At 40.7% G+C, this 23,876-nt stretch carries 23 protein-coding genes and 2 pseudogenes; 9 read left to right on the forward strand and 16 right to left on the reverse strand.

Annotated features, from left to right (window positions below; translation table 11 throughout):
- Positions 1 to 340: 340 nt before the first annotated feature.
- Both ACMAZF_RS19670 and ACMAZF_RS19675 read right to left on the reverse strand, forming a co-directional pair.
- Entirely contained in the window at positions 341 to 1,348 is a 1,008-nt protein-coding gene (locus ACMAZF_RS19670) for an ester cyclase (RefSeq protein ID WP_435275397.1), read from the reverse strand.
- A 15-nt stretch (positions 1,349 to 1,363) separates the two neighbouring features.
- The gene (locus ACMAZF_RS19675) at positions 1,364 to 2,377 is read right to left on the reverse strand and encodes a nuclear transport factor 2 family protein (protein ID WP_435275398.1); all 1,014 of its coding nucleotides are present in this window, start codon (positions 2,375 to 2,377) and stop codon (positions 1,364 to 1,366) included.
- Positions 2,378 to 2,501: 124 nt separating this feature from the next.
- On the opposite strand from ACMAZF_RS19675, the gene ACMAZF_RS19680 reads away from it, so the two are divergent.
- From ACMAZF_RS19680 to add, 7 genes are all read left to right on the forward strand, one after another.
- Positions 2,502 to 4,112: a sodium:solute symporter family transporter gene (locus tag ACMAZF_RS19680; protein WP_435275399.1), complete on the forward strand. Its 1,611-nt coding sequence runs from the start codon at positions 2,502 to 2,504 to the stop codon at positions 4,110 to 4,112.
- An 11-nt stretch (positions 4,113 to 4,123) separates the two neighbouring features.
- On the forward strand, positions 4,124 to 5,080 hold the full coding sequence (locus ACMAZF_RS19685) for an ester cyclase (protein ID WP_435275400.1): 957 nt from the start codon (positions 4,124 to 4,126) through the stop codon (positions 5,078 to 5,080).
- 59 nt (positions 5,081 to 5,139) lie between these two features.
- Positions 5,140 to 6,237, forward strand: a complete 1,098-nt coding sequence (locus tag ACMAZF_RS19690; protein ID WP_435275401.1) for an ester cyclase — start codon at positions 5,140 to 5,142, stop codon at positions 6,235 to 6,237.
- Positions 6,231 to 7,079 carry a nuclear transport factor 2 family protein gene (locus ACMAZF_RS19695; protein WP_435275402.1) on the forward strand — a complete coding sequence of 283 codons (849 nt, stop codon included), beginning with the start codon at positions 6,231 to 6,233 and terminating at the stop codon, positions 7,077 to 7,079. Before ACMAZF_RS19690 ends, ACMAZF_RS19695 begins: the two co-directional genes overlap by 7 nt.
- Positions 7,080 to 7,082: 3 nt before the next feature.
- The gene (locus tag ACMAZF_RS19700; protein WP_435275403.1) at positions 7,083 to 7,949 is read left to right on the forward strand and encodes an amidohydrolase family protein; all 867 of its coding nucleotides are present in this window, start codon (positions 7,083 to 7,085) and stop codon (positions 7,947 to 7,949) included.
- Between the two features lie 439 nt (positions 7,950 to 8,388).
- Positions 8,389 to 8,808, forward strand: coding sequence for a GNAT family N-acetyltransferase (locus ACMAZF_RS19705; protein ID WP_435275404.1), 420 nt, complete (start codon positions 8,389 to 8,391; stop codon positions 8,806 to 8,808).
- 10 nt (positions 8,809 to 8,818) lie between these two features.
- Entirely contained in the window at positions 8,819 to 9,820 is a 1,002-nt protein-coding gene (add, locus tag ACMAZF_RS19710) for an adenosine deaminase (RefSeq protein ID WP_435275405.1), read from the forward strand.
- Between the two features lie 61 nt (positions 9,821 to 9,881).
- Here the strand turns inward: add and ACMAZF_RS19715 are convergent.
- The 14 genes and pseudogenes from ACMAZF_RS19715 to ACMAZF_RS19780 all read right to left on the reverse strand — a co-directional run.
- Positions 9,882 to 10,262 (reverse strand): annotated as a pseudogene (locus ACMAZF_RS19715) (fatty acid desaturase); the annotation flags it as partial.
- 155 nt (positions 10,263 to 10,417) lie between these two features.
- Positions 10,418 to 10,925: pseudogene (locus tag ACMAZF_RS19720) on the reverse strand (acyl-CoA desaturase); the annotation flags it as partial.
- Entirely contained in the window at positions 10,922 to 11,479 is a 558-nt protein-coding gene (locus tag ACMAZF_RS19725) for a hypothetical protein (RefSeq protein ID WP_435275406.1), read from the reverse strand. The gene ACMAZF_RS19725 and the pseudogene ACMAZF_RS19720, both read right to left, overlap by 4 nt.
- Positions 11,473 to 11,937, reverse strand: a complete 465-nt coding sequence (locus tag ACMAZF_RS19730) for an FAD-binding oxidoreductase (protein WP_435275407.1) — start codon at positions 11,935 to 11,937, stop codon at positions 11,473 to 11,475. The genes ACMAZF_RS19725 and ACMAZF_RS19730 overlap by 7 nt, the downstream gene beginning before the upstream one ends.
- Positions 11,938 to 12,122: 185 nt before the next feature.
- On the reverse strand, positions 12,123 to 12,563 hold the full coding sequence (speD, locus tag ACMAZF_RS19735) for an adenosylmethionine decarboxylase (protein ID WP_435275408.1): 441 nt from the start codon (positions 12,561 to 12,563) through the stop codon (positions 12,123 to 12,125).
- A 40-nt stretch (positions 12,564 to 12,603) separates the two neighbouring features.
- Complete coding sequence (locus ACMAZF_RS19740) at positions 12,604 to 13,032, reverse strand: hypothetical protein (RefSeq protein WP_435275409.1); 429 nt, start codon at positions 13,030 to 13,032, stop codon at positions 12,604 to 12,606.
- Positions 13,033 to 13,202: 170 nt separating this feature from the next.
- The gene (locus tag ACMAZF_RS19745) at positions 13,203 to 13,934 is read right to left on the reverse strand and encodes a DNA/RNA non-specific endonuclease (protein ID WP_435275410.1); all 732 of its coding nucleotides are present in this window, start codon (positions 13,932 to 13,934) and stop codon (positions 13,203 to 13,205) included.
- A gap of 133 nt (positions 13,935 to 14,067) precedes the next feature.
- Positions 14,068 to 14,457, reverse strand: a complete 390-nt coding sequence (locus ACMAZF_RS19750; protein WP_435275411.1) for a VanZ family protein — start codon at positions 14,455 to 14,457, stop codon at positions 14,068 to 14,070.
- A 164-nt stretch (positions 14,458 to 14,621) separates the two neighbouring features.
- On the reverse strand, positions 14,622 to 16,007 hold the full coding sequence (gene ccoG, locus ACMAZF_RS19755) for a cytochrome c oxidase accessory protein CcoG (protein ID WP_435275412.1): 1,386 nt from the start codon (positions 16,005 to 16,007) through the stop codon (positions 14,622 to 14,624).
- Between the two features lie 165 nt (positions 16,008 to 16,172).
- Entirely contained in the window at positions 16,173 to 16,985 is an 813-nt protein-coding gene (locus ACMAZF_RS19760; protein ID WP_435275413.1) for a hypothetical protein, read from the reverse strand.
- Between the two features lie 12 nt (positions 16,986 to 16,997).
- Positions 16,998 to 18,428: a sigma-54 interaction domain-containing protein gene (locus tag ACMAZF_RS19765; protein ID WP_435275414.1), complete on the reverse strand. Its 1,431-nt coding sequence runs from the start codon at positions 18,426 to 18,428 to the stop codon at positions 16,998 to 17,000.
- Between the two features lie 67 nt (positions 18,429 to 18,495).
- The gene (locus tag ACMAZF_RS19770; protein WP_435275415.1) at positions 18,496 to 19,056 is read right to left on the reverse strand and encodes a DNA alkylation repair protein; all 561 of its coding nucleotides are present in this window, start codon (positions 19,054 to 19,056) and stop codon (positions 18,496 to 18,498) included.
- A 121-nt stretch (positions 19,057 to 19,177) separates the two neighbouring features.
- Positions 19,178 to 19,405 carry a DNA alkylation repair protein gene (locus ACMAZF_RS19775; RefSeq protein ID WP_435275416.1) on the reverse strand — a complete coding sequence of 76 codons (228 nt, stop codon included), beginning with the start codon at positions 19,403 to 19,405 and terminating at the stop codon, positions 19,178 to 19,180.
- A 175-nt stretch (positions 19,406 to 19,580) separates the two neighbouring features.
- Positions 19,581 to 22,112, reverse strand: a complete 2,532-nt coding sequence (locus tag ACMAZF_RS19780) for a zinc-dependent metalloprotease (RefSeq protein ID WP_435275417.1) — start codon at positions 22,110 to 22,112, stop codon at positions 19,581 to 19,583.
- A 439-nt stretch (positions 22,113 to 22,551) separates the two neighbouring features.
- On the opposite strand from ACMAZF_RS19780, the gene ACMAZF_RS19785 reads away from it, so the two are divergent.
- Both ACMAZF_RS19785 and ACMAZF_RS19790 read left to right on the forward strand, forming a co-directional pair.
- Positions 22,552 to 22,968, forward strand: a complete 417-nt coding sequence (locus tag ACMAZF_RS19785; RefSeq protein ID WP_435275418.1) for a GntR family transcriptional regulator — start codon at positions 22,552 to 22,554, stop codon at positions 22,966 to 22,968.
- Positions 22,961 to 23,875, forward strand: a complete 915-nt coding sequence (locus ACMAZF_RS19790) for an ABC transporter ATP-binding protein (protein ID WP_435275419.1) — start codon at positions 22,961 to 22,963, stop codon at positions 23,873 to 23,875. The genes ACMAZF_RS19785 and ACMAZF_RS19790 overlap by 8 nt, the downstream gene beginning before the upstream one ends.
- Position 23,876 lies beyond the last annotated feature (1 nt).

The following is a 23,876-nucleotide window of genomic DNA, read 5'->3' on the forward strand; positions in this document are numbered from 1 at the left end:
ATATTTTTTAACATTTTTAAGCGTTAATTTAGTACTGCGAAGTCATAATTGTTTACCTTTATACAATTACCTTCACAAAATCTGATTGATACCAATTGCATTAAGTAAGTGATCTTGTTGTGCGTAGAGAAAATCAGCTGAAACAAGGCGCTCGATTGACTAATAGCTAGCTATTAGGATTGAGAGCAACGCCATTTTAGTTAATTTTAACAAGTACAAGTGGGCAAATATTTAATGAAATTGGTATGAGTATTCATATACTATGATTAGATATTTATTAAAAAAGGCGCCTAAGCGCCTTTAATATAAATTGGTCAGAGAACACCGCTAGAAAATTTTACTAAGGCCTAGCTTTACTAAATTCACGCATTCGAGCCAATACATCGACCCCCAACTGATCATAAACCGACAACAAATCGATAAGCACCCAGTTTTCGCGAATTAAATCACCTTCAACGCGCCAAAAATCAAGACTACGCATTGAAATCTTCTGATTGCCCGGCGCAATTCCTAGCCAACCACTGCCGTTCACTGTCATAAACATCCCCGGCCATGCGGTATAGCCTACATAACTTTCATCAGCAAAGGCATGCCCCAAATGTGGATCGCCAACGCGGTCTGGTAGGCCATTGAGAAATGGAATTTGGTGCCAGTTTCTAAAACCAGTTAAAGTACGAGCGGTGCCAATCCCCGATGGGCCATACCACGAACAACGAGGATGCCAATAATCAGACAATCGCATCGCCTCGACACCACCTACCGCGTTATTCCCCAAGGCATCACACATATCAACGACCACTTGCAAGGATTTTGCGGTCACTGCACTATCTTGCGTCTGTAAGCTAATACCATCGAGAGTGGCTGGCCCAGGAACATGCCATTCACGCCCCAAACTAGGCACCATTGGCCAGGCCTTCGCTTGCATCATGAGCTCGGGGATATCCCAAATGGCTTGGAATTCCACTACCTTGCCATCGACAAACTTGTAAAACTCATGAAAGCGCATCGCCACCATATGACCAGTTGGTGGAATATCTAACCAAGAGTTAGCAAAAGTGCCGCAGTAATAACCGCAGCATCCTACCCAATCATCGCCACGTTCAGTAGTACCAGACATTATGATAGTATCCCGACGTTCTAAATCGGGAAATGCTCTTTGCAAACTAGCAATCGCTTCATCATATAGCGCCTGAGCATTTGCCAAAATTTCAAATGGATAACACAGTTGCACCAAGGCATCGTCTGCAAATAAGTCGCCAAGTTGTTGCTGAACTTCGGTGGCATCAAAGTTATATAACGCCTTACTTAACTCAACTACGCGCTGCTTATTACTCAACAGAGAATTCATAATCCACTCCTATCTCTAGCGCTTTGGATTAACGATGTTAGCGGTGCGTTCTAAGATGTCGACGCCCTGCTGTTTAAGCCAGTACGGTATATCGATAAGCACCCAGTTCTCGAGCAATTTGTCACCTTGGCGATAATAAACGTCGACGACTCGCATATCGGCGCGAACATCACCACTTGGCAAGCCTAAGAAACCACCTTTAGCTTTATTTGATAAATTCGGCCAGCCAAAGAAACAGGCAAAATTACCCTCGGCAAAACGACAAACATGACCATTAAATACCTTATCGTGTAAACCTTCTCTAAATGGATACATATGCTGTACTTGGTAACGATCTATGGTATAAGTCGCGCCTATTCCCGCAGGGCCATACCACACCATATCGCTATGCCAGTTCTTTTCCATCACCTTTGGTCCCGCGCGATCATTGGCGGTCTGGTTAAGCTTGCTCAAATCTTCAATCATGGTATTGAGCACGGTTAAGGTCTTTTCAGCTTGTGCTGGCTCATGCTCATCAAATAACAAACCGTTATGATGGCGAGGCCCCGGATAAACAAAAGACGCTCCAGTTTGCGGCGGTAGTGGGTTAATACCAACTTGATGCATTAGACCGATAATATCTAACCACAAACCAGTTTTGGTAATCTTGCCGTTCTCAACACAGTTAAATTCGGCATAGCGCACCATACTTAGCTTACGATTAGCGGGAATCCCCAGCCAATCGTTATCAAACAAGCCCATAAAATGCCCCATACTCATGACCCAACTTTCACCATTGATTTCACTTTTTCCCGCCATAAAAACGTCTTGGCGACGTTGAATATTGCTAAATGAATGATACAACGGCTGCCATACTTGTTCGGTCACATCGCTCAAATTATAGATTTTATTAAAGGGATAAACGCCAAAAAATTCATATTCCTCATTTATGTAGCGCTGTTGTACTTGCGAAAGCGTACCGACTGACGCCTGTTCTAACTCATCAAAATATTTGATAACTAAAGACTTTTCTTGTTGGAAATTACTCATTTTTATTTATCCATTATTCAGCTTTTTGTCATTATGCGTTAAGAATGTATTTACTATTGACTTCGAAGTCAATATGATAAAACCACACGCTAAAAAAATAACTTAATAATATCGAGGCGACCCCATGACCGAATTTGGCGCAATCAACTGGAGCATATTGATAATTTACATCATTGCTAACCTACTTTTAGGTATAGTAATAGGTAAAAAGATCGAAACTGAACAAGACTTTTATATTGGAAAAAAAACAACCCCCTGGTGGGCAATAGGTATATCCGTTATTGCAACCTATGTAAGCGCTTTAACTTTTTTAGGTGCTCCAGCTTGGGCCTATAACGAAGGTTTAAGCGTTATTGCAATCCACCTAAATTATCCACTAGTCATCATGGCAGTCATCATTTTCTTCTTCCCGTTTTTTTACAACGCGGGTGTTGCCTCAATTTACGAGTACCAAGAAAAGCGATTTGGTAAACGTGCACGTGCCTTAGTCTCAAGTATATGGTTAGTTTCACAAACCATGACCTCTGCAGCAGTGCTCTATGCAACCTCAGTTGTATTAAGCTTTATCACTGGTATCGATGTTGTTTTAGCCATCGTTATAATAACTATTATTGCCTTAGTCTACACCGTGCTAGGTGGCATTACGGCGGTGATTTGGACCGATGTTATTCAATCAGTTATTCTATTTGCTGGTGCAGGTATTATCTTCTACGCCCTTGTAACAGAGAGTAGCTTCTCGATTATGGATTCATTAGGACAGTTAAAAGAAGAAGGTAAACTCAATCCATTAATTACCGATTGGGATTTCTCACTAACCAGTACTGTATGGAGTGGTGTTATAGCGATGGCTCTCTATCACACCACCGTTTATGGTACTAACCAAATGATGGTACAACGCACACTAGCTGCGAAAAGCATCGGTGATGCGAAAAAATCCTATTTATTAATGGGCTTTTTTGCTTTTTTCATCTACTTTTTCTTCATTATCCTAGGTGTACTGTTTTACAGTTACTACCAAGGAAAAACCTTCGAAAATGAAAATACCATTATTCTGCAATTCGCCGCTGAATATGGCATGCCAGGTCTAATGGGTATTATCGCTGCAGCAGTAATGGCGGCTTCGATGTCAAGTCTAGACTCAGCATTTAACTCACTTTCGACTATCTCAACCCTCGATTTCTACAAGAAGTACTTCAAAAAAGGCGAGTCTGATGTTCATTACCTAAAAGCTTCGCGCTATTTTACGGTATTTTGGGCATTAATCATTATCTTCCCAGCCATTATGTATCACTTTCACAGCTCCGGCTCTATTTTAGAAGTGCTAAGTAAAGTAGGCTCTTACTTCGTTGGTGCGCAACTAGGTATGTTCACCCTCGGCTTCTTTTTTAAGCAAGCGACTGAAAACGGTGTATTGGTAGGTACTGCTACTGGATTCATTGTCGTCGCGGCCGTTGCCTTAGGCACTGATGTCGCGTGGCCTTGGTTCTGCTTAATTGGCGCTGTCATCAATATATCCGTCACGTTAATCGCGAGTCGAATCATCGATGGCAAACAAACCGAAATTTCTGAATATACTGTCAAAGGTCAAATGGCTAAATTCGCCCGCGAAGGCCTAGCAGAGAAAGAAAATGGTTGGTATCGCGTTCCGGGTAAAGTTGATCCGATTAACTACTGGTTATTCGCCTTCTTTATCGGCACCTTAATTTTCCTTACATCACTGCAATACATTGTTTAACGAGGAACACTATGTCAATTATCAATAATTTTTATCAAGCATTGCACCATAACGGCGACGTGGCAAAATTTGCACAAAGCAATATGAAGCTTCATGCTTCACACCCCTTAAATGACATCGCAGGTCTAGATAACGTAAAAGCCGATTACTGGAGCGTATTGAGTCAGTCATTACCAGATATCGAGCGCAAAGCGTTTATCGAATTTGATAGTGAATACCAGGGACAACAATGGATTGCTTCAACCGGTTACTTTACAGGCACTTTCAGCCAAAGTTTGTTAGATATACCAGCAACGGGCAAAACTCTTTACTTGCGCTTTACTGAGTTAGTTCAACTAACTGACGGTAAAATTTCCGATTATTACATCATCCTAGACTTCTTAGATGCAATGAACCAAGCTGGCGTTAATCCACTGCGCAAGAGTATGGGTCACGACGGCCTCATTATGCCGCCTACGACAATGGATGGCTTAGCGCCACTAGAGACAGACGCAAGTGAAGCTGATGTAACCGAAAGACTTGTCATGGATATGCTGGACGAACTTGGTCGTTTCGATGGTAAATCATTAACTAGTATGAAACTGGAAGAATACTGGCACAGTGATTTCATGTGGTATGGCCCTGCGGGCATAGGAACAACTCGTGGCATTGATGGTTTTAGAAAACATCACCAAGGCCCATTCGTATTTAGCTTCCCAGATCGCGTGGTTGACCACAAAGCCACCATCATCAAGAAAGGTAACTACGTATCAACTGGTGGCTGGCCACACATGCACGGTTCTCACCTAGCAGGCAGTTGGTTAGGCCTACCTCCTTGCGGTAAAGAACTCGAACTACGCGTGATGGATATCTGGCGTCGCGAAGGTGACAAACTCAAAGAAAACTGGGTTAGCATCGACATTATTCACATGTGTAAGCAAATGGACTTAGACGTATTCGAAATGATGAAATTGGCTCACAACCTTTAATATCAATAACAAAATACGCCGTATGTTATTACGGCGCCAACGTATAAATACGGTAGATTATGCAAACAGATAAAGTCACTCAGCTATATTGGAAAAACTTGCCGCAACTGCTCGATCCTAGCGGTGAAAAAACTCAGAAATTAAAAGGGTTCGACGACGAATTTGTCGATATCGTCGATTACATCATTCGCATTACCCATCGTATTTGGGAGCAAAAGAACGTCGGTCTCTGTCTCGATTATTATGGTAAAATTTGCCCAGTTCACACCTTGGGTAGCTACAGTGAAGAAGTCGAAACCGTGGTATCTGCCACCCTAAAGACCATAGGCGCTTTTCCAGACCGTTCGTTGATTGGCGAAAATGTTGTATGGCGTGATCTCGGTGAAGACGCAGGTTACTACTCGTCACATCGCATCACCAGCATTATGACCAACAAAGGCCCGTCAGAGTTCGGACCAGCCACAAATAAAACTGGTCGCGTAACGACTATTGCCGACTGCGTGTGTTACGAAAACAAAATCGTTTACGAATGGTTAATGCGCGACAATAGCTTTTTGATTAAGCAACTGGGTATCGATCTATACGATGCTGCAAAACACTTTGCGCAATTTACCGCACCGCAAGAGTTTTACGATTGGAAGGAAAACGAAGTTTCCCGTGTTAAAGCCGGACAAGAAACTGAACACCAATGGCCAACACCAGTAAACGGCGAGTGTAAAAAGCTTGCGCAAGAGTGGATTACGAACTTTTTTAACCGAAAATATTACGGCCAGTTAAAAGACTTTTATCACCTTAATGCAAAAATACAATGGCCAGGTGGTGTTGAAGCAACTGGCCTACAGGGAATTCGTGGCGTATTCATTCAATGGCTTGCACAATGTCCTGATGCCAAAGCAACTTGCGATCACATAGCAGTAACGCGTTTTGAAGATAGTGGCTTTGACATCGCCATTCGCTGGTCGGTGGCAGGCACCTTTGCCGCGCGCAACGAACAACTAGCACAATACTCTGGTCAAGACTTCTTCGTCTTAGGCTCAACCCATTTACGTGTTATCGACGGAAAAATTAGTGAAGAATGGACTGTGTTTGACGAGATTGCTGCCTACGCTAACCTAATTCGCGATTACAACAATCAACAAGGAGAAGGCGCATGCTAACAACACTTATTGACGCTTTTACCCAAGGCGACATCGCCGGATTAAAAGCGAAATTATTGCATTCAACTTGTTGGAATCAGCACAACCACAAAGCCTATGGCGAAGATAAACTGCAAGGAGTTGTCCTCGATTGGCTAACATTAACTGGTCAATGTGAAATCATTAGCAGTGTTGAAATCATAGACGACCAACAACAAATCATTAACTTGAACCTGAAAACGGCCACCACTGAACAACCAATTAGCTACACGCTATGGCTTGAAACTAATGGCGAAGTCATCAAGCGTGTCGACGCTATTGTCGACACCGAGCAATTAGCAGCGGCGACACTACAGTCACCAAAAGCGATTGCTAAAGCGATCCCAACACCAGACGCTTTTGTCTTGTTAGATTACGATCAACAAGATCATCTCCAAGACGAACTCGCCACACCATCGATGTTAGCAGACATGCCATCGGTAATTGCTCGGGTAGCTGATATATGGTGGAGCATTTGGAGCAATGTACAGCTCAGCGCTGTAAACGCTATTTACAACGATGCCAGTGAAGTACAACTTGCAGGCGCTAGCGGACCTCAAAATAGCTCGGCACTCTTCGAATCTGTACTAGGGTTTAATACGAAATTAACGCGCGTCTTCACGCAAATTCAACAAGTTGCGATAGCAGGCGAGCAGGTTGCAATTAAGTGGTATTTAGACGGTGATGAAAAAGGCAATCGCATTCGCATTCCGTTCATTAGTTTACTAACGATTAAAGACGGTAAGATCGCACAAGACATTACCACCTGTGACGCTATCGCCCACAAAAAGCGCTTTGCTAAATCTAATATTTTTAGTGAGTAAACAATGATCGACGCACATCATCATTTATGGGATCTCTCAAAAATTCACTACCCGTGGCTTGAAGCTAAGGGTAGTGAACGTTTTTTTGGTCAACCTGATCCTATCCGAAAAAACTATAGTCCTAGCGATTATGCCGCTGATCACAACGGTGTTATCAAACGCAGTGTCCACATCCAAGTGGGCTGTGTGGCAGAAGATAACGTTAAAGAAACAGCACTTATCGAAGACTATATCGCCAATGGCGTTCCTATTGCTGCGATAGTTTCAGCAGTCGATGTTACAGCGCAAAATCTTGCCCAGCAGCTAACATCTCAACAAGCGTTTAACCATGTCAAAGGCGTGCGCCACATGATCGGTAAAAGTCCTGAAGAAAACCATCAATTACAGCCCTTTGTTGCCGAACAATGGATACCAGGTTGGCAACTTATTAGCGAACGTGAATTGACCTTCGATTTGCAACTCACTAGTGAACAATACAAAGATGTTTACACCGCATTGTGCCAAGTGCCGCAGCTAAAATTCGTGCTTTGTCACTTCGCATCACCTTGGGAACAAGATTATGCGGGATTCGTCAACTGGCGATATTGGATGGAAAAATTTGCCAATTTACCAAATTGCCATTTCAAACTATCGGGATTTTCAATGTTCACTCACAGCTTTGATTCAGCGATGTTTATCAAATACAGTAAAGTCGCAATCGAAATCTTCGGCTATCAGCGTTGTATGCTAGGTTCAAACTTTCCTGTAGATAAACTGCACATGGATTATCAAACACTAGTAAGCGCATGGTATAGCTTGCTAGAAAACTACTCGAACGAGCAGCAACAATGGCTAAGTGGAAAAGCAGCAGAGAGTTTTTACAGCTGTTAAAAGCGATAAAACGGAACACATTATTATAATTAAATAGCATATGCTAAGTTTCATTATTGAATTAACTAAGAAATCATCATATCGATATCAGCCCTATAGTTAGTGGGAAGCTCGAAAATTATTATTAAACCAATTAGACTAACGAGCAATACAAACCTGCTCAGCCTTACACATAAGATAATTGTCAACTTCCTGTTGTTTAGCTAATTGATGTAGGTTAATGGAAAACAATTTTCCAGACCCACAAAAAATTAAGATTTCTTTATTGTTTTTACCTTTTTCTGGAATACAATTCTAAATTAGACAGCGCATAGTTTTCCAGACATGTTCCAGAATAAAATGTACATAGTAGAAGAGTACCATGCGCTAATGTAACATGCGTTAAATTGCATAATTCAAGGCAGTTCGTGTGAACTGCCTTATCTGAACAGATAATATTTTGATTACCTACCAATTACTTCCATCGATAAAATCACCATTAGTTAATAAATACTATAAGTCTCATCGTGTCAGTAGCAGTGCCGCGGGCAATAATGTCATTATGGTGGCAAGAGACAATCACGATATTGTGGGTGTTGCACGATTGGCTCCCATTAACAGTGATTGGTTTTTAACTGGGGTTCATGTTGATGAACAATATAGAAATGCTGGTATTGCCATTGAGTTAATCAATTGCTTAGCGAAACAACAATCCGTTATTTACTCATTTCCTTATCAACATTTGGTGACGTTTTATCAACGATTAGGCTTTGAACTTGTCACACCAGACAGCTTACCATGTGAGCTAGCGCAAAGGTTTAATGCCTATGTAAAACAAGGACGCGAAATTGCTGTTATGATAAGAAAAAATATACAATAAGGTGCCTGCAATGATAAATAGAAACATTCCCCTGACCGATATCCACCGTCACTTAGATGGTAATGTTCGTTTGCAGACTATCTTAGATTTAGGCCGTCAATTTAACGTAGCACTTCCTGCCGATAACCTTATAGATCTAAAGCCCCATGCTCAAGTTGTCGAAAAAGAGCCGTCATTGGTAGCTTTCTTAGCAAAGCTTGATTGGATGGTTGGCGTTATTGGCGATTTAGACGCGGCGCGCCGCATCGCTTATGAAAATGTCGAAGATGCTTTTAACGCGGGTTTAGACTACACCGAGTTACGTTTTAGTCCAGGATACATGGCGATGAGCCATAAGTTATCGGCACAAGGCATTGTCGAAGCTGTCATTGACGGCGTACAAGCTGGCCAAGAAAAATTTGGCGTTCGCACTAACTTAATCGGTATTTTATCTCGTACCTTTGGTGTCGATGCTTGCCAAGTAGAACTAGATGCAATTATCAGTCAACGAGATAAAATCGTTGCCGTTGATTTAGCGGGCGATGAGTTAGGCTTTCCAAGCGAACTGTTTGTTGGTCAATTTAAGCAAGCACGTGATGCTGGTTTTAATATTACGGCCCATGCTGGTGAAGCTGCTGGTAGCGAAGCTATTTGGTATGCCATTGAACAGTTAGGCGCGAGTCGAATTGGTCACGGTGTAAAAGCCATTCATGATCCGAAACTCATGGATTATCTAGCAGAACATCAGATTGGCATTGAGTCTTGCCCAACAAGTAATATTCAAACCAGTACTGTTAACGATTATCAAAACCATCCAATTAAGAAGTTTCTTGAGCATGGCATCAACGTTTCGCTTAATACTGACGATCCAGGAGTCAGTGACATTGAAATTGCTTACGAATATACGGTTGCAGCAAAGGCTATCGGTTTAAATGAAGGTGATTTATTAACACTTCAACAGAATGGTTTAAAGCAAGCTTATTTATCAAACGATGAAAAACAAGCACTTATTAAGAAATGCCAAGCGCGCTAAGTTATATCGCTTTCCAATATTAAAAGGACATCGCTAGTGATGTCCTTTTTTGTTTAACGTTCTATTTTACTGAGGCAACACGTTTTTTGTCTGGTAAAGAATAGCGCAGAATACGTTTAACAACACCGCTGTATTGGGTCCAAAAGCTGCCAGTATTATATGGTAGCCCATATTCTTTAAAGACCGCTTGTACCTGCGGCGCTACCTCTTGATAGCGTGATGATGGTAAATCAGGAAATAAGTGGTGTTCTATTTGAAAACTCAAATGACCCGTTAAAATATGAAACCAATGCTTACCTTGGATATTCGACGAACCAAGTCCTTGGCGATAATACCAGTGCCCCAAGCTCTCATCTTTTATGGATTATTCAGTAAATGTATGAACATGCTCGGTAAAATGGCCACAAAATATGATGGTTGAAGTCCATAAATTTCTCAGTAATACCAATTGCATTAAGTAAGTGATCTTGTTGTGCGTAGAGAAAATCAGCTAAAACAAGGCGCTCGATTGACTAATAGCTGGCTATTAGGATTGAGAGCAACGCCATTTTAGTTAATTTTAACAAGTACAAGTGGGCAAATATTTAATGCAATTGGTATAAGAAATGCCCCATTGAAATAGCACGCTTAAATTTAGATAAGTTACAAATTGCCACAGGTTTTTGATACGCCATCTAAAATCACTGGATAATCGCAACAAGCCATAACCAAAATCACGATCCTTGCCAATGACATTAGTGTAGGTATGGTGCTCAAAATTATGGACTCGATTCCAACTTGCACCGTCACAGGCAATATCCCATTCATAGGCGCTAGAGTTAATATGCTTGTCATTCATCCAATCATATTGTCCATGCATCACATTATGGCCAATTTCCATATTCTCTAAAATTTTGGCCAAGGCTAGCAGTAATGCACCGCTGCCCCACATTACTGGGTGGATAAGGCCACACATCAATAGAATACGTCCTCCCCACTCACAATAAAGTTGACGCCTGATAATAGAACGAATGTGAGCAGCACCTTCAGCGCCAACCTTAGCCAAGGTCGTTTGCTTAATATTTTCAATAGCGGATTCAAAAGCTTTAAAGTCTATTGGATTCATATTGATAGCTCCAAGTCACTGATAGGTTTCGACACACACAGTTGAATCAATTGCTCACCAGCGCCAGACAGGTTGCCTGTACGAATATCCTTAACAATGCCTCTTTTTTTAACACACTGACATTGATGACATCCCCCAATGCCACAGCCTCGAATAACAGGTTGTTGTTGATGCTCTAGCTCTTCAAGCAAGGTGCGCTGATTGGTTATTGTTAATTCATTTGTACCCAATGACACCGTAAATTCTTGCTGCTGCAAATTTACGATGGGTGTTAACGAGAATTGCTCTTGAAAGTAATTGAAGCCCGGCGCCTGCGCTTGTAATTTAATGTTGTTCATTAACGTTGCAGGGCCACAACAGTAAACATCTCGCAATTGTTCATTGGTGAAAAGCGGCATATTTTGATGCTGCTTCCTATCGACTAAATCGAATTCGAAATGACTGAATTGAGCGCGAAGCTGAGACAACAAATCAACAAAATAATGTTGGTTGTTGGAAGCAATGTAACGTAAATAAACAGACTGCTTTATCGTGCTTAAATGCTGTGTCAGCATCGAAATAATCGTTGTAATTCCCGACCCCGCAGCCACCATAGTAATGGGTAATTCACTCTTTTATAAAACAAAATCACCTTGCGCCTTTGAAACATTAAGCCATTGATCCATTTTATTATTTCAGTTAACTGCCCTGTAAATTGACCTTGTTTTTGACGTCTGATCAACAAGGTAATTTTCTGTTGCTGTTGATAAAGATCGGGGGATGAAGCAACAGTGAAGGTGCGCGTTAATAATCGTCCATTGTTTTCAATGGTTAGCTGAATATGTTGTCCAGCAGTGTGTACAGGCCAGCCGCGTTGAAGCTTAAGCGTCACCAAACTGTAATTTGAATCACTGTGCTCCACATCAATGACCTTGCCACGATAACTATCGCTGCGCCATGCAGGCAAATATTGCTGCATGACAGGTTCGAGGTATGAAGCAAAGCCATGATGATGAAAGAACCACTGACTCATCTTATTAAAGCACTTAGAAATCATTTTAGAGTACACTTGCAAGCTGAATTTGAGCGCACAAGTGCACTCTAAAAAATAGAGATGTAAACGGGCGTTTTCCAATGAAACGTAATGCATTGAAAATAAAGAATATACAAAAAACACCACTAACGAATTAGTGGCGTAAAATTAGGAAAGGAAGAAAATTAACCGCGGGCGATATTTTTTAATTCAATGCGAGACGGTGTAAAAATTGACTCGAGTAACGCAATAGCTTTTTCCGGCTGCGCATCACCACACATAAACGCATCAAAGGCTGCATACTCTAATTCTGGCCACGTATGCACACTAATATGAGATTCAGCTAATAATGCAACCCCAGTTATTCCGCCACCAACGAACGTATGAATATGAATATGCAACAGTGTAGCGCCAGCCGTTGCAGCGGCTTGCGTTAATGCATCTTCCATTAACTCAATATCATTGAGTTGCGAAGCGCCATAAAAATCAGCAATTAAATGTTGCCCCGTGCTTGTCGCAGCACACTCGCTGGTTGTTACGTTATCATCTTCAATCAAATTAACTTGATAAGATTTGCTAACTTGTTGCTCAACAAGAGAAGATGTGATTTTTTTTGAAGCGGTCATCGATAATAGAGCTCATAATTCAAGAAAATACGCATGCATCTTAATGCACGGCGTTACGGGCATTATACTGACGTAATCCCATTAGGTGTAGCATGCCATAAAATAAACAAATGACAGAGCTCCATAACCCAAAAGAACTGCCTTGCTCAGTCACAGAAGATATTAAGAATAACCCTCCTACTCCGCGGATTAAAAATAGACTAGTAATTCCAACTAAGCCAATCTTTAATAAGGGTAATTTTCGAATAACATTGGCTGCCGATAATGCGTACATCGAAAAGATACAAAGCACAATAACAATGAAACTGGTAATGATTGTTGGGCGCATACTTCCTTGCTCAGCCCAAGCAGCCATTTGCTCGCCTGCACCGAAAAAACGATACCAACTGGCGCCAAATATAATACAGCCAACATGAAGTAGAGCAGCAAGTCCATTACCGACAGCTGCGGCGATTAAAAATCCATTCATGACGAGTCCCTGTTTTCACTTAAATCAATACACGTATTAAAAGTCATCATGAGACGTCAATCAAGAGAAAAAATGAAGCAACCACAATTCTAGCAAATCGCAGTTGCCTCAAGCTATTATCAACATCGACAATTAGCTTTCCTGCGTGCAGCGGAACTAGCAATAGTGGTTTACCACATGTTCCAGATTACATTTTCCATATCGTCTTCAATATGATTTGGTAAGGCACTAAAAAAATCTAAATTTGTAGCCGCTTCAACAGCATCAACCGTGGTAATAAAATCAGCTAGCTCTGACGTAGAGACTTTGCGGTGAGGGATAATAAAGGCAATAGCCTCATTATAAGCAGGATCTAAAACTACTTTATAAAATTTACTCGGAATAAATACACCGTTACCGATATAGGTTTCACTACCGTCCCAAATCGGGCCCGTCACGACATAAAGTTCATTGTAATCATTCGCCCATTGGCGAATTTTATCTTCTAATCCTTTCCAACCACCACGATTAAACCCCGGCAACTGCGGCGCCATATTAGTCATCAAGAAGCTCTCTTTCATCGAACTTTGATTAAAATCCATAGTACCAGAAGGCGCTAAATGACCACGATCATAGCCTGTTGAACTATAGTCAGATGAAATAGCACGATGAGCAGTAGGAATTTCCTGATCAGTTTTAAAATAGTTAGAACGTTTATAAAACCCATTAACGCTTGCAGCCGTAATATGATAAGACACCCAGTCAGCCACTTTATTCTGATAATTATACCCAACGCTATAGCCTTCACGGCATAACTGCTGATCACTGTTACTCGGTACACCTACAGCTAAATGTTGATGACAAGCTGCAAATATTTGCTGGCTAAATAGAAGAGCGGTTAACGTTATTATTATTTTTTTCATGTAACACCTCGTTATTATTAATAAATTCGAGGCTAAGAATAAAACACATTTGTTACATAAACATTAACAAGATACAGTATAAAATTACTACAAACGTGACTTTAGTCACCTTAATTGATTATTACTTATCAGACTAATTGCGTAGATTAAATCGACTATTTAATAAAAAGGCCAAGCAGCTAAAAGTAATAATTCCTATTAAATCGGCGATATAATCATAGATATCTAAGGTTCTAGTCGGTAGGAAATGTTGACTAAGCTCTTCAATTGTAACAAATATCCAAACTGCCAAGCTGCCCCAATAGATAGAGAATCGTTTAATTTTTAACGTTCGACATCCAATAGCTAAATTCGCAAACAGGGTTAACATTCCAAATAGACAAAAATGGCCAATTTTATCTCCGTAAGGAAGCGTGCTAACAAGCTTGAATAGCCCATTAGATTGGCCCGTATTAGCTACATAAATAGCCCAAAGTATGAAAATAAAGAAGCAGATTGCGAGGGAAGTTAGGTACTTTTTCATAGAATGATGTTCATGAATTGAATAAGTTAGTCGTGTAATTCTAATTGCCTCAAACTGTATTCAATCTGTACAAATTACCCACTACAGAATAAAAAGGCGCTGGTCATAGTTAGGACATGACCAGCGCAAAACTTACAAACTATTACTTCAAAAATTAGAAATAGTTATTCACTATAGAAACGCGACTCGTGGCTGATCACCACTTCTCCAGATTCCATATCACTAATAATTAACTCCACTGGTAACACTCGGCGCGGTAAATTCACTGGATCAGCGGTTAAGGTAATAACCAATGATGACATTTCACCTGAATCAATAGAGAACGCTTTATTCAAGCTAGACTGAATACCATCAATACCCTTGGCTTGAACATTAAAGCTTCGGGCCGTTGGTTCTTTATTCAACAGCTTAATTTGATAGCTGTTTTCAATGAAATCATCGTTATTTACCCGATAGAGAACATTACGATCACGCAGCACTGTTAATTCAACCGTTGAACGAGTAAACCAATACCCTGTCATTGCTGCAAAAACCACAAAACAAATAACGGCGTAGCCAATGATTTTCGGTCTGAATAAATGCGTTTTACCGCCTTTGAGCTCATGCTCACTGGTAAAACTAATTAAACCTTTCGGATAATTAAATTGCGACATTGTTTGATCACAGGCATCAACACAGGCACCACAGTTAATGCACTCATACTGTAGTCCGTTGCGAATATCGATACCTGTCGGACATACATCAACACATAGATTACAGTCGACACAATCACCAAGCCCCATCTCTTTATGGTCGTCTTTGCGACGACGACGACCGCGATTTTCACCACGCTCAGTATCGTAACCAACTAGTAGAGTATCTTTATCAAACATTGCTGACTGGAAGCGTGCATATGGACACATATGCAAACACATTTTTTCCTTTAAAAATCCAGCGTTACCCCATGTACATAAAGCGAAAAATGAAACCCAAAACCACGGTTGAATACCCAGAGAGCCGTCGGCGATACTTGAGTAAAGCTCAATCGGCGGCATAAAGTAAGAAACAAATGTTGTGGCTGTTAAAAACGCCACCAACACCCAACTTGCGTGCTTTAAGCTCTTCTTAATGAGTTTTTCACCATTCATTTTTTGCTTATCAAGCTTCATGCGTTGGTTACGGCTACCTTCTATTTTTTCTTCGAGCCAGAAAAACATAAATAACCAATGCGTTTGTGGACACAAAAAGCCACACCACACACGGCCTAACCAAGTAGTAATAAAGAATAAAGCGAATGCCGCCACCATAAAAATACCGGCGACTATTGGAAAGTCTTGTGGATATAACGTATTGCCAAAGATATGCCATTGCTGATTGCTAGCATCAAGTAATATGGCAGGGAAACCACCGATTTCTATCCACGGTAAAATAACGAATAACGTCATTAAAAACATGGCAATACCACGGCGAATGCGTTGGAATTTACCCTTTTGTTCACGCACATAAATGGCGCTTTTTTGATTACAGCCAGGGGCGATAATCATATCTTTTGGATTGATGTTTACGGACATGCTATTGCTACTATTTTAATAAAATTTATAAACTCCCTATGGCAAGTAGCACGCCAATTTATAATAAAAATAAACCACTGATTAATATATATAAAATAAAAACAACAACCGACACAAAGCACGACATATCACCTGCACTCACGACATGCCGCGGCCAAGGGTTATTTAAACATCAATTTCAGGCTTGTCGACAGCAAAACCTGCGGCATGAAAATGACCACCACCACCGTATTGCTCAGCTACTTTAGCGACATCAATGCCATCTTTTGCTGAACGCAGTGAATATACTCGCTTATCAAAGCGATCAAAATACAATGCAGCAAAAGGGAAACCTTGCGCTAATTGTTCACCCATTTCACTCACTAAATGCGTTGCATTAACACAGGGAACGCGATGGCCACCAATGGTCGCCATTGGAATTTTTTCACCTTTAGGCGTTCTCGCTAACTGCATGTTTTGATAATCGACAATGGCGCCACCTTGCATAATGAGCTCATCAACCTTCGCATCGTCTAAATATGGCATCCATAAAGGCAAGGTTTTCTGCAACGTTAACAACGCAGCTGATACTTGTTTGCTACTTTCCATTTGCCACTGCCATAAATCACGATCTTGGATGTATTTAAGTAATAGCGGCACTGGAGTATCTGGATTTAGCGTTTCCCACGTCAATACTGCGCCCGATCGCGACATATCAAACACACAATAATCTAAGCCCTCAAGATCTTGCATTGCACTTTTATGGTGATCGATAACAGTCAATGAATCAGCTTGCTCATGCAACGCTATAAGTGACTCTCGGTCATAAGAAAAATCAACGATGAACACTGTTTTACCAGCAACATCAGGTATTTGTTCGCCGTATTGCGCTGGCATATAGTCACATTCCACACCAAGACGGTCGCAATAGACTTTCACCGCTAGTGCAGCACCAAATCCATCGGCGCAGTTTTTGTGATAAATACATAAATGACTCATTTTAAATCCCTATTAACTCAGCGGCCTAACAATAGCCAATTTTTTCATTTTTGAACGCAGCGTGCTTTCCGGAAGTTCCAGAATCGCAGCAGCACCAGTTTTGCCGCCAATGCGCCACTGACAGTGGTTTAACACACGTTCGATATGGTTTCGCTCGGCATCTGCCATTGAGCTTACCGCTTGATTATTTTTCACTTTAGCATCAAACAACGCATGTTTAACCTCCATCACATCAGAGGTTGTTAAAATGGCTTCATGTTCTAATACATTTTGTAACTCGCGAATGTTGCCTGGCCAATGATATTGCTTTAATTTCGTCAGGCTCTTTTGTTTAATACCTCGAATACTCTTGCCTAATTTAGCATTGAGCTTGGTTAAAATAACTTGGCATAACGGCTCAATATCTTCAATGCGTTCACGTAATGGCGGTATATGAATAGGAAAGACATTAAGACGGTAAAATAAGTCCATTCTATATGTGCCTTCATCAACCATGCCTTGTAAATCACGATTTGTCGCGGCAATGACACGGATATCAACTTTAATCGTCTTATTACCACCAACACGCTCGAACTCTTGCTCTTGCAACACTTGAAGCAACTTACCTTGAGCACTCATTGATAATTCGCCAATTTCATCTAAAAAGAGCGTCCCGTTATTGGCGATCTCAAAACGCCCTTTTCGGCGCTCAATCGCCCCAGTAAAAGCACCGCGTTCATGACCAAACAGCTCTGATTCCAGCAAATTATCGGCAAAGGCCGCGCAATTAACCTTGATCAATGGCGTATTACTACGCGGACTTAATTGGTGAATATTACGGGCAACCAGCTCTTTGCCGGTGCCATTTTCACCCAAGATCAATACGGTACTTTGTGTTTGTGCCACCAACTCTAGCTGCATTAACATTTTTTCAAACTGCACACTCGAACCAACTAGGCCTTGCCCAGACCATTGTTGCTGAAGTTCGTTAATGAGATAGGTGTTTTCAGTTTGCAACTGTTTAGACAGCGTTTTAACTTCAGAAAGAGCATCATGTAAGGCTTTTTCAGCCGCCTTTTGACGTGTAACATCGCGAAATACCGCAACAGCACCAATAATATTACCATCTCGGTAAACCGCCGTAGTTGTGTACTCAACAGGAAATGAAGATCCGTCTTTGCGCCAGAAAACTTCACCGCTCACTTCACGGCTCACGCCATCTTTTAATGTGCCGTAAATTTTACACTCGTGAGCAGGATAATCACTACCATCAGCATGACTGTGATGATGATATTGATGAATGTTATGACCCAGCATCTCACTGTTATTCCAACCTGTCATACGTTCAGCAGCTGGATTAATAAATACGGCATTACCATCGAGATCAAAGCCATAAATACCTTCACCAACGGCATTTAACAGCAGATCTGAATCCGCTAAATATTGTTTTATCTCTTGAAACATCTATCACAATCCCACAACCTCGAAATATCGATGGTATTGTGACAGGATTTTAAAACATTAAATAGTGCTAGGTATAATCCAATATGTCAGCTCGACAATCTTTATCCATTTTCTCTATGGCATAACGAACAGTCGCTCGCGGCATTAAGTGTCTATGACTTTTTAAAAAGGCTACAACAGAGTCGTGATTATGTGCGGCAGTAACTTTTAGTAACCATCCAACACTTTTTTGAACAAATTCATCTTCATCGGCAATTAGCAAACTACATTGCTTAAAAACGAGGTGAGAATCGAGACAGTAAATACGCTTACCTATTTTTCGGTTAATAAATTTAACCCACACAACATTGCTCGCTCGTCGACACCAAGAGACTTCAGAGTGTGCCCAATGCTGCATTTGGTCGATGAGATGTGGCCTTGTCATCAGGAACTGATAAATCGTTTTAAGGCATAAATCATCCACCAGCGACCAATTATCAGCGTAGTGCTCTAACCAATATTCAAATCTCAATAAAAACTCATCGTCATAATGTTTTTTAACGAACTTATTAATCAAACCAAAAGCCACTAAAAACTCTTCGTTGTATTGCGCATTAGCGAGTAAAGACTCAGTAATTTCTAATACCAATCTAGGTAAGTAGATGGTCTACTTTTTTACGAGAATAAATTGATTAGAACAAGGCATTTATTGTCGTATGTAGTTATTCTACATAGAGAATAAATAACACAGTTATCATCTATTTAGGCCGTTAAAAATGATCAGATATTTTCCTAGGTTGGTATAACACCTCATTCGGCGTTAAATCACTGTGTTCATCATGAAACCTACTAATAATGAGCTTTATATCGGGTGCTGTAGCGCCAAGGCATTGAAAGCCCTGTGGGAAATAACGTTGACTAGATTTTGATTTTTCTGGTGTGCTAGCCTCAATCAGCGCCTGTGATATCTGCTGAATGTATGAAGTAATTGCTTTCATATAAAACTTTCTTTATCAAAAAAACACATAAAAACAGTGTGAATCAAATAGGTTACTTGTTCAAATTAACCGTGAAGCAATGTTGAATATCAGAAAATAAAAAAGCCACTAAAATAGTGGCTTATAGGAATAGAGCACCACATGCATGGTGCTCCTTATTAAAACGAGCTTGCCGTTATTTATTAACGGTTAATTTTGGCTCTAGTCCTTGGGCTAACTTCGCAGCAAGACCAGCATAACGATAACCAGCTAAGGTTCCGTAATGTTTGTTTGATGCTGCTTCTAATTTCATTTTTAGATCAGTAGCTGTACCACGAGTCATTGCAATAAATGTTGCTGAAGGCTTAGGAGAACGACTAGACTTAGACGTTGCAAGCGCTAAGTCCTTAACTAACTTATTCACGAAATAATCCTGAAGCATTATTCTGTATTGATCAGACTGCGCGCCACGAGATTTAATATCGCCGTATATTGCGTCAACAAACTTATTTACAGTTTTAACTGGGTCCATTACATCATGACCAGCAGCTTGCAGCTTTATTAATGAATCTAAACGATGTGCAGCTAATGGAGCACCAATCGCTTGTCGAATAATGTAGTTACCGTATTGCTCAAACTTGTTGTAACCAATGCGTTTAAAGATTTTTTCATCATTCCAGAACGCAGGTAAGTTCACGCCATTCTCAATTAAGAAATCAACAGCACGCTCTTGCTTTTCTTTAGCGTAAGGTACGAATACTTGCTTATCTTTATGAGCTTGCGTTAATTCATTACGGTACATCACACCACCAACCGCTTTAGCAACGTGACCAAGTTCGCGAGCATGTTGTTGAACAACTGTTCTGTAAGCACTGTCTAGCTCATCATAACCTTTAGATGGTTCAAAGCTTGTAGCGTCGATTAGATTTGCAAGAATGCGTTGCTTATTCTTTTGACCTAAACGCGTCGCTTCAACAGGATCTTCACCAATTGCTTCGGTTAAAATTCGCGGATCTAACGCACTGCCTTTCGAATAAGCATCCCAACGTAAACGTTTATCAGTTAATTGACGATCAGCAATTTTATTTAACAGTTCAGCTTCTTCTTTTGGAGATTTATCACCAGCAAACTCTTTGTAACCCCATTCGATAGCAAATTTATCGTACGGACCTGGTTCGTAATCGATTGGTGATACACCATCATCTGGTTGCATTACATAGTTAAATCGAGCGTAATCCATAATAGACGCAGACACACCGAACTCTTTAACGAACTTAGGATCTCTTAACTGCTCAATGCTGTAAGAGTTATTACCAATAAAGTTATGGTGTAAGCCAGTTGAATGCCCTACTTCATGTGCAACAACAAAACGTACTAAATCGCTCATTACATCATTTGGTAAAGGTAGTTTCTTAGCTCGTGGATCAGTCGCACCAGCCTGTGCAAAGTACCAACCTTCAAGCAGCTTAATTACGTTGTGATACATACGTACGTCTGCTTCAATAATCTCACCTGAACGCGGGTCAGCTACGTGTGGCCCTTGTGCATTAGGGATACCAGACGGGATCCAACGAACCACAGAATAACGGGCATCTTCTGGATCCCAATCAGGGTCTTCTTCTACTGTTGGCGCCATTTTAGCGACAATGGCATTTTTAAAGCCCGCTTGTTCAAACGCAGGTTGCCAAAATTCGATACCTTCACGTACTGCTTCAACGAAACGTTGCGGAGTACCTTGATCGATATACCAAACGATAGGTTGTATTGGTTCACTAACTTCTAATTCTGGGTTCTTCTTTTCTAAGCGCCAGCGCTTAATAAAACTAAACGTATCTACTTTATTTTTATCAGAGCTAAAATCAGAGTAGTTTGCCGTGAAATAACCAACGCGCTTATCGTAAAAACGAGGTTTCATCGGCGTTTCAGGTAGTGCGAAAATAGAATGACGAATTTCGCTGGTTTGATTGCCTTTGCTGCTAGTGAACTGGGCTAATACTGTACCTTCGATATTCTTTTCAAATGCCTTAACCTTGGTGATTAAAGCCGCTTTACCGTTAAGCTTAAACTTAGTCGCTTTAGGATTACGAGGATTAGGGAATAAATCCTTGCTGCCGCCTAAATAGAGCTTAGTAATATCAATAACTGGCGATTTAGCATCGTCTTTTGAAAAAGTGGTGATTGGAAATTTAGCAACAATGCCGTCAATCGTTGCTTTCTTTACAACTAATGATTCTCTTGAACCATCTTCAGACACTACAGAATAGTTACGGTTGCGTAATAACACGTTGTCACCATGGCGTTCAAATACAACGTATTGACGACCAATGTCTGAACTAATTAACCCTTTGCCCGGTTGAGTACCAGACGTTTTAATTTGCCATACAAATTCACGGCCAAACTCAGCGGCTGGAATTTCAAAATAGGCTTTGTTATCAACCAGGTGAGTCGTAAAAATACCTTCTGATGTCACTGCTTTATCAGTGATCACATCATCGTATTTTTTGAATTTATCTTTTTTCTTCTTTTTCTTAGCGTCGCCTTTATCGCCTTTTTTATCTTCAGCTTTTGCTTTGCTGTCAGCTTTATCGGCTTTTTTAAATTCATCTGTTGATAAAACACTCGCTGGATTAGCAACAAGCGAATCGCTCCCTGGCAATATAGTAGCGCCTGCAAATGCCGAAACATTGGCGATGCTTAGCACCAACAATGACTTTTTAAATAACTTCATAGGATGGCCTGTAGTTAGTTGTATTAAATAATTATTTTTATAGCGCTGTATAATGCCACGTTTACAGTGAGGAATACGTTTTTGCGAAGAAGATTTTGTAACAAATATTTAGCTATATAAATATGGGAGCAGAACGATAACGAATATCTTCTTTTTCACCTTCCCACTTCACAATTTTAAAATGTCAAAAAATAGAAAAACTAACCATTTTTCAATCATCATTTAACTTAACAAATCCGTCTACTTTTAGAATGCAGAATTCCTATTGAGAGTAGCTGTTCAGTAATAGAAAATATAATCAATCATTTTAAACTAATAAAATTAGTGACTTATATATTATCTGTTTTTCTTTAATCGAATTAATTCAGATCATTTCTTGCACACTCCACCAAACTGTATTACTGTACTAGCACACATAGTACACCTTAAGTTTACAATAATGACAAAAGTGACTGCCATTGCGATTCAGATAGCACCCGGGGACGCCCGACCTATCTTTCGTCAAATAGTCGATGAAATACGCAGGGAAATTACCACTGGCAAGATTCCAGCGGGTTCGAAATTACCTAGTGTGCGTGGCCTAGCCATGCAATTAACCATTAATGCCAATACCGTTGCCAAGGCATACACCGAACTCACTAATTTAGGTGTGTTGGAATCCCGAAAAGGACTTGGCGTTTTTGCTTGTGAAGTAACTCAGCAACTGTCGAGTGCAGAGCAAAGCGATAAGTTAGCGCAAGCAACGCAGGTATTTATTAATGATGTCATGCATTTAGATTTTACACCGCAACAGGTGAGTGACTATGTGTTGGCACAATTAAACCAATTAACTCAGCGAGATAAAGACAATGACTGATTACATCATTGAAACGAGTAGTTTGACGAAACGATTTGGCAAGAAGTTAGCGCTAAACTCTTTCGATTTAAAGATTCCCCAAGGCGGCATTCACGCATTGATCGGTGCAAATGGCGCTGGTAAATCGACATTATTTAGAATTCTGTTGGGACTTGAAGCACCAACATTGGGCAGTTCAACCATTTTAGGTATGAATAGCCGTGAGTTAACGCCTGAAATGCGTGGAAGAATTGGCTACGTTAACGAAGAACACACGTTGCCAACATGGATGACTGCGGATGAAATAACCCAGATGCAGCGCAATTTATACAGTAATTGGCGTCAGGATATTTACGATACCGTCATTGGCAATTTTGATGTACAGGGGGATCAAAAAATCTCTGGTTTATCACGGGGTGAACGCGCCGGCTTAAATTTATCGATGGCATTGGCACAATCTCCCGATTTACTTATTTTAGACGAGCCAACGCTTGGCCTTGATGTTGTTGCAAAACAGGCCTTTTTAGAAGCGTTGATGTACACAGAAACCGACAATAACACCACCATCATTTATTGCTCTCATCAGATGGAAGAAATTGAACGTGTTGCTGAAAATTTAGTGATTATGGAAAAAGGCGAAGTGAAGTATATTGCTAGCCCCGACGAATTTTTAGAACGCATTCATTATTGGATTTGCGATTTTACTGAGCAAGCGCCAAGCAATGATGATATTCCTGGTTTACTCACGAAAAAGTCTATCGAAGGTCAATATCATTTAATCGTTAGCGATCAAGATAGCAGCGAGTTCGAAGCATTTCTAACACGTAATGGTGCTCAAGGAATCGTGCGTTCTCCCATTAATTTGGAAAAAGCCGTTAACTCTGTTTTAGCTAAAAATCATAAGGCCCCACAACCAACCTCGGTTTAGG

The sequence above is a fragment of the Psychrobium sp. nBUS_13 genome (assembly GCF_051201665.1).
In the GTDB taxonomy this organism is placed as follows: domain Bacteria; phylum Pseudomonadota; class Gammaproteobacteria; order Enterobacterales; family Psychrobiaceae; genus Psychrobium.

What these genes read in the sequence shown, in the direction of transcription:
- ACMAZF_RS19750 (WP_435275411.1), bottom strand. Translation starts at nt 14,457, where the DNA reads ATGAAAAAGTACCTAACTTCCCTCGCAATCTGCTTCTTTATTTTCATA.
- ACMAZF_RS19670 (WP_435275397.1), bottom strand. Translation starts at nt 1,348, where the DNA reads ATGAATTCTCTGTTGAGTAATAAGCAGCGCGTAGTTGAGTTAAGTAAG.
- ACMAZF_RS19760 (WP_435275413.1), bottom strand. Translation starts at nt 16,985, where the DNA reads ATGAGTCATTTATGTATTTATCACAAAAACTGCGCCGATGGATTTGGT.
- add (WP_435275405.1), top strand. Translation starts at nt 8,819, where the DNA reads ATGATAAATAGAAACATTCCCCTGACCGATATCCACCGTCACTTAGAT.
- ACMAZF_RS19765 (WP_435275414.1), bottom strand. Translation starts at nt 18,428, where the DNA reads ATGTTTCAAGAGATAAAACAATATTTAGCGGATTCAGATCTGCTGTTA.
- speD (WP_435275408.1), bottom strand. Translation starts at nt 12,563, where the DNA reads ATGACCGCTTCAAAAAAAATCACATCTTCTCTTGTTGAGCAACAAGTT.
- ACMAZF_RS19680 (WP_435275399.1), top strand. Translation starts at nt 2,502, where the DNA reads ATGACCGAATTTGGCGCAATCAACTGGAGCATATTGATAATTTACATC.
- ACMAZF_RS19790 (WP_435275419.1), top strand. Translation starts at nt 22,961, where the DNA reads ATGACTGATTACATCATTGAAACGAGTAGTTTGACGAAACGATTTGGC.
- ACMAZF_RS19675 (WP_435275398.1), bottom strand. Translation starts at nt 2,377, where the DNA reads ATGAGTAATTTCCAACAAGAAAAGTCTTTAGTTATCAAATATTTTGAT.
- ccoG (WP_435275412.1), bottom strand. Translation starts at nt 16,007, where the DNA reads ATGTCCGTAAACATCAATCCAAAAGATATGATTATCGCCCCTGGCTGT.
- ACMAZF_RS19775 (WP_435275416.1), bottom strand. Translation starts at nt 19,405, where the DNA reads ATGAAAGCAATTACTTCATACATTCAGCAGATATCACAGGCGCTGATT.
- ACMAZF_RS19785 (WP_435275418.1), top strand. Translation starts at nt 22,552, where the DNA reads ATGACAAAAGTGACTGCCATTGCGATTCAGATAGCACCCGGGGACGCC.
- ACMAZF_RS19745 (WP_435275410.1), bottom strand. Translation starts at nt 13,934, where the DNA reads ATGAAAAAAATAATAATAACGTTAACCGCTCTTCTATTTAGCCAGCAA.
- ACMAZF_RS19780 (WP_435275417.1), bottom strand. Translation starts at nt 22,112, where the DNA reads ATGAAGTTATTTAAAAAGTCATTGTTGGTGCTAAGCATCGCCAATGTT.
- ACMAZF_RS19695 (WP_435275402.1), top strand. Translation starts at nt 6,231, where the DNA reads ATGCTAACAACACTTATTGACGCTTTTACCCAAGGCGACATCGCCGGA.
- ACMAZF_RS19685 (WP_435275400.1), top strand. Translation starts at nt 4,124, where the DNA reads ATGTCAATTATCAATAATTTTTATCAAGCATTGCACCATAACGGCGAC.
- ACMAZF_RS19725 (WP_435275406.1), bottom strand. Translation starts at nt 11,479, where the DNA reads ATGCTGACACAGCATTTAAGCACGATAAAGCAGTCTGTTTATTTACGT.
- ACMAZF_RS19740 (WP_435275409.1), bottom strand. Translation starts at nt 13,032, where the DNA reads ATGAATGGATTTTTAATCGCCGCAGCTGTCGGTAATGGACTTGCTGCT.
- ACMAZF_RS19700 (WP_435275403.1), top strand. Translation starts at nt 7,083, where the DNA reads ATGATCGACGCACATCATCATTTATGGGATCTCTCAAAAATTCACTAC.
- ACMAZF_RS19730 (WP_435275407.1), bottom strand. Translation starts at nt 11,937, where the DNA reads ATGAGTCAGTGGTTCTTTCATCATCATGGCTTTGCTTCATACCTCGAA.
- ACMAZF_RS19690 (WP_435275401.1), top strand. Translation starts at nt 5,140, where the DNA reads ATGCAAACAGATAAAGTCACTCAGCTATATTGGAAAAACTTGCCGCAA.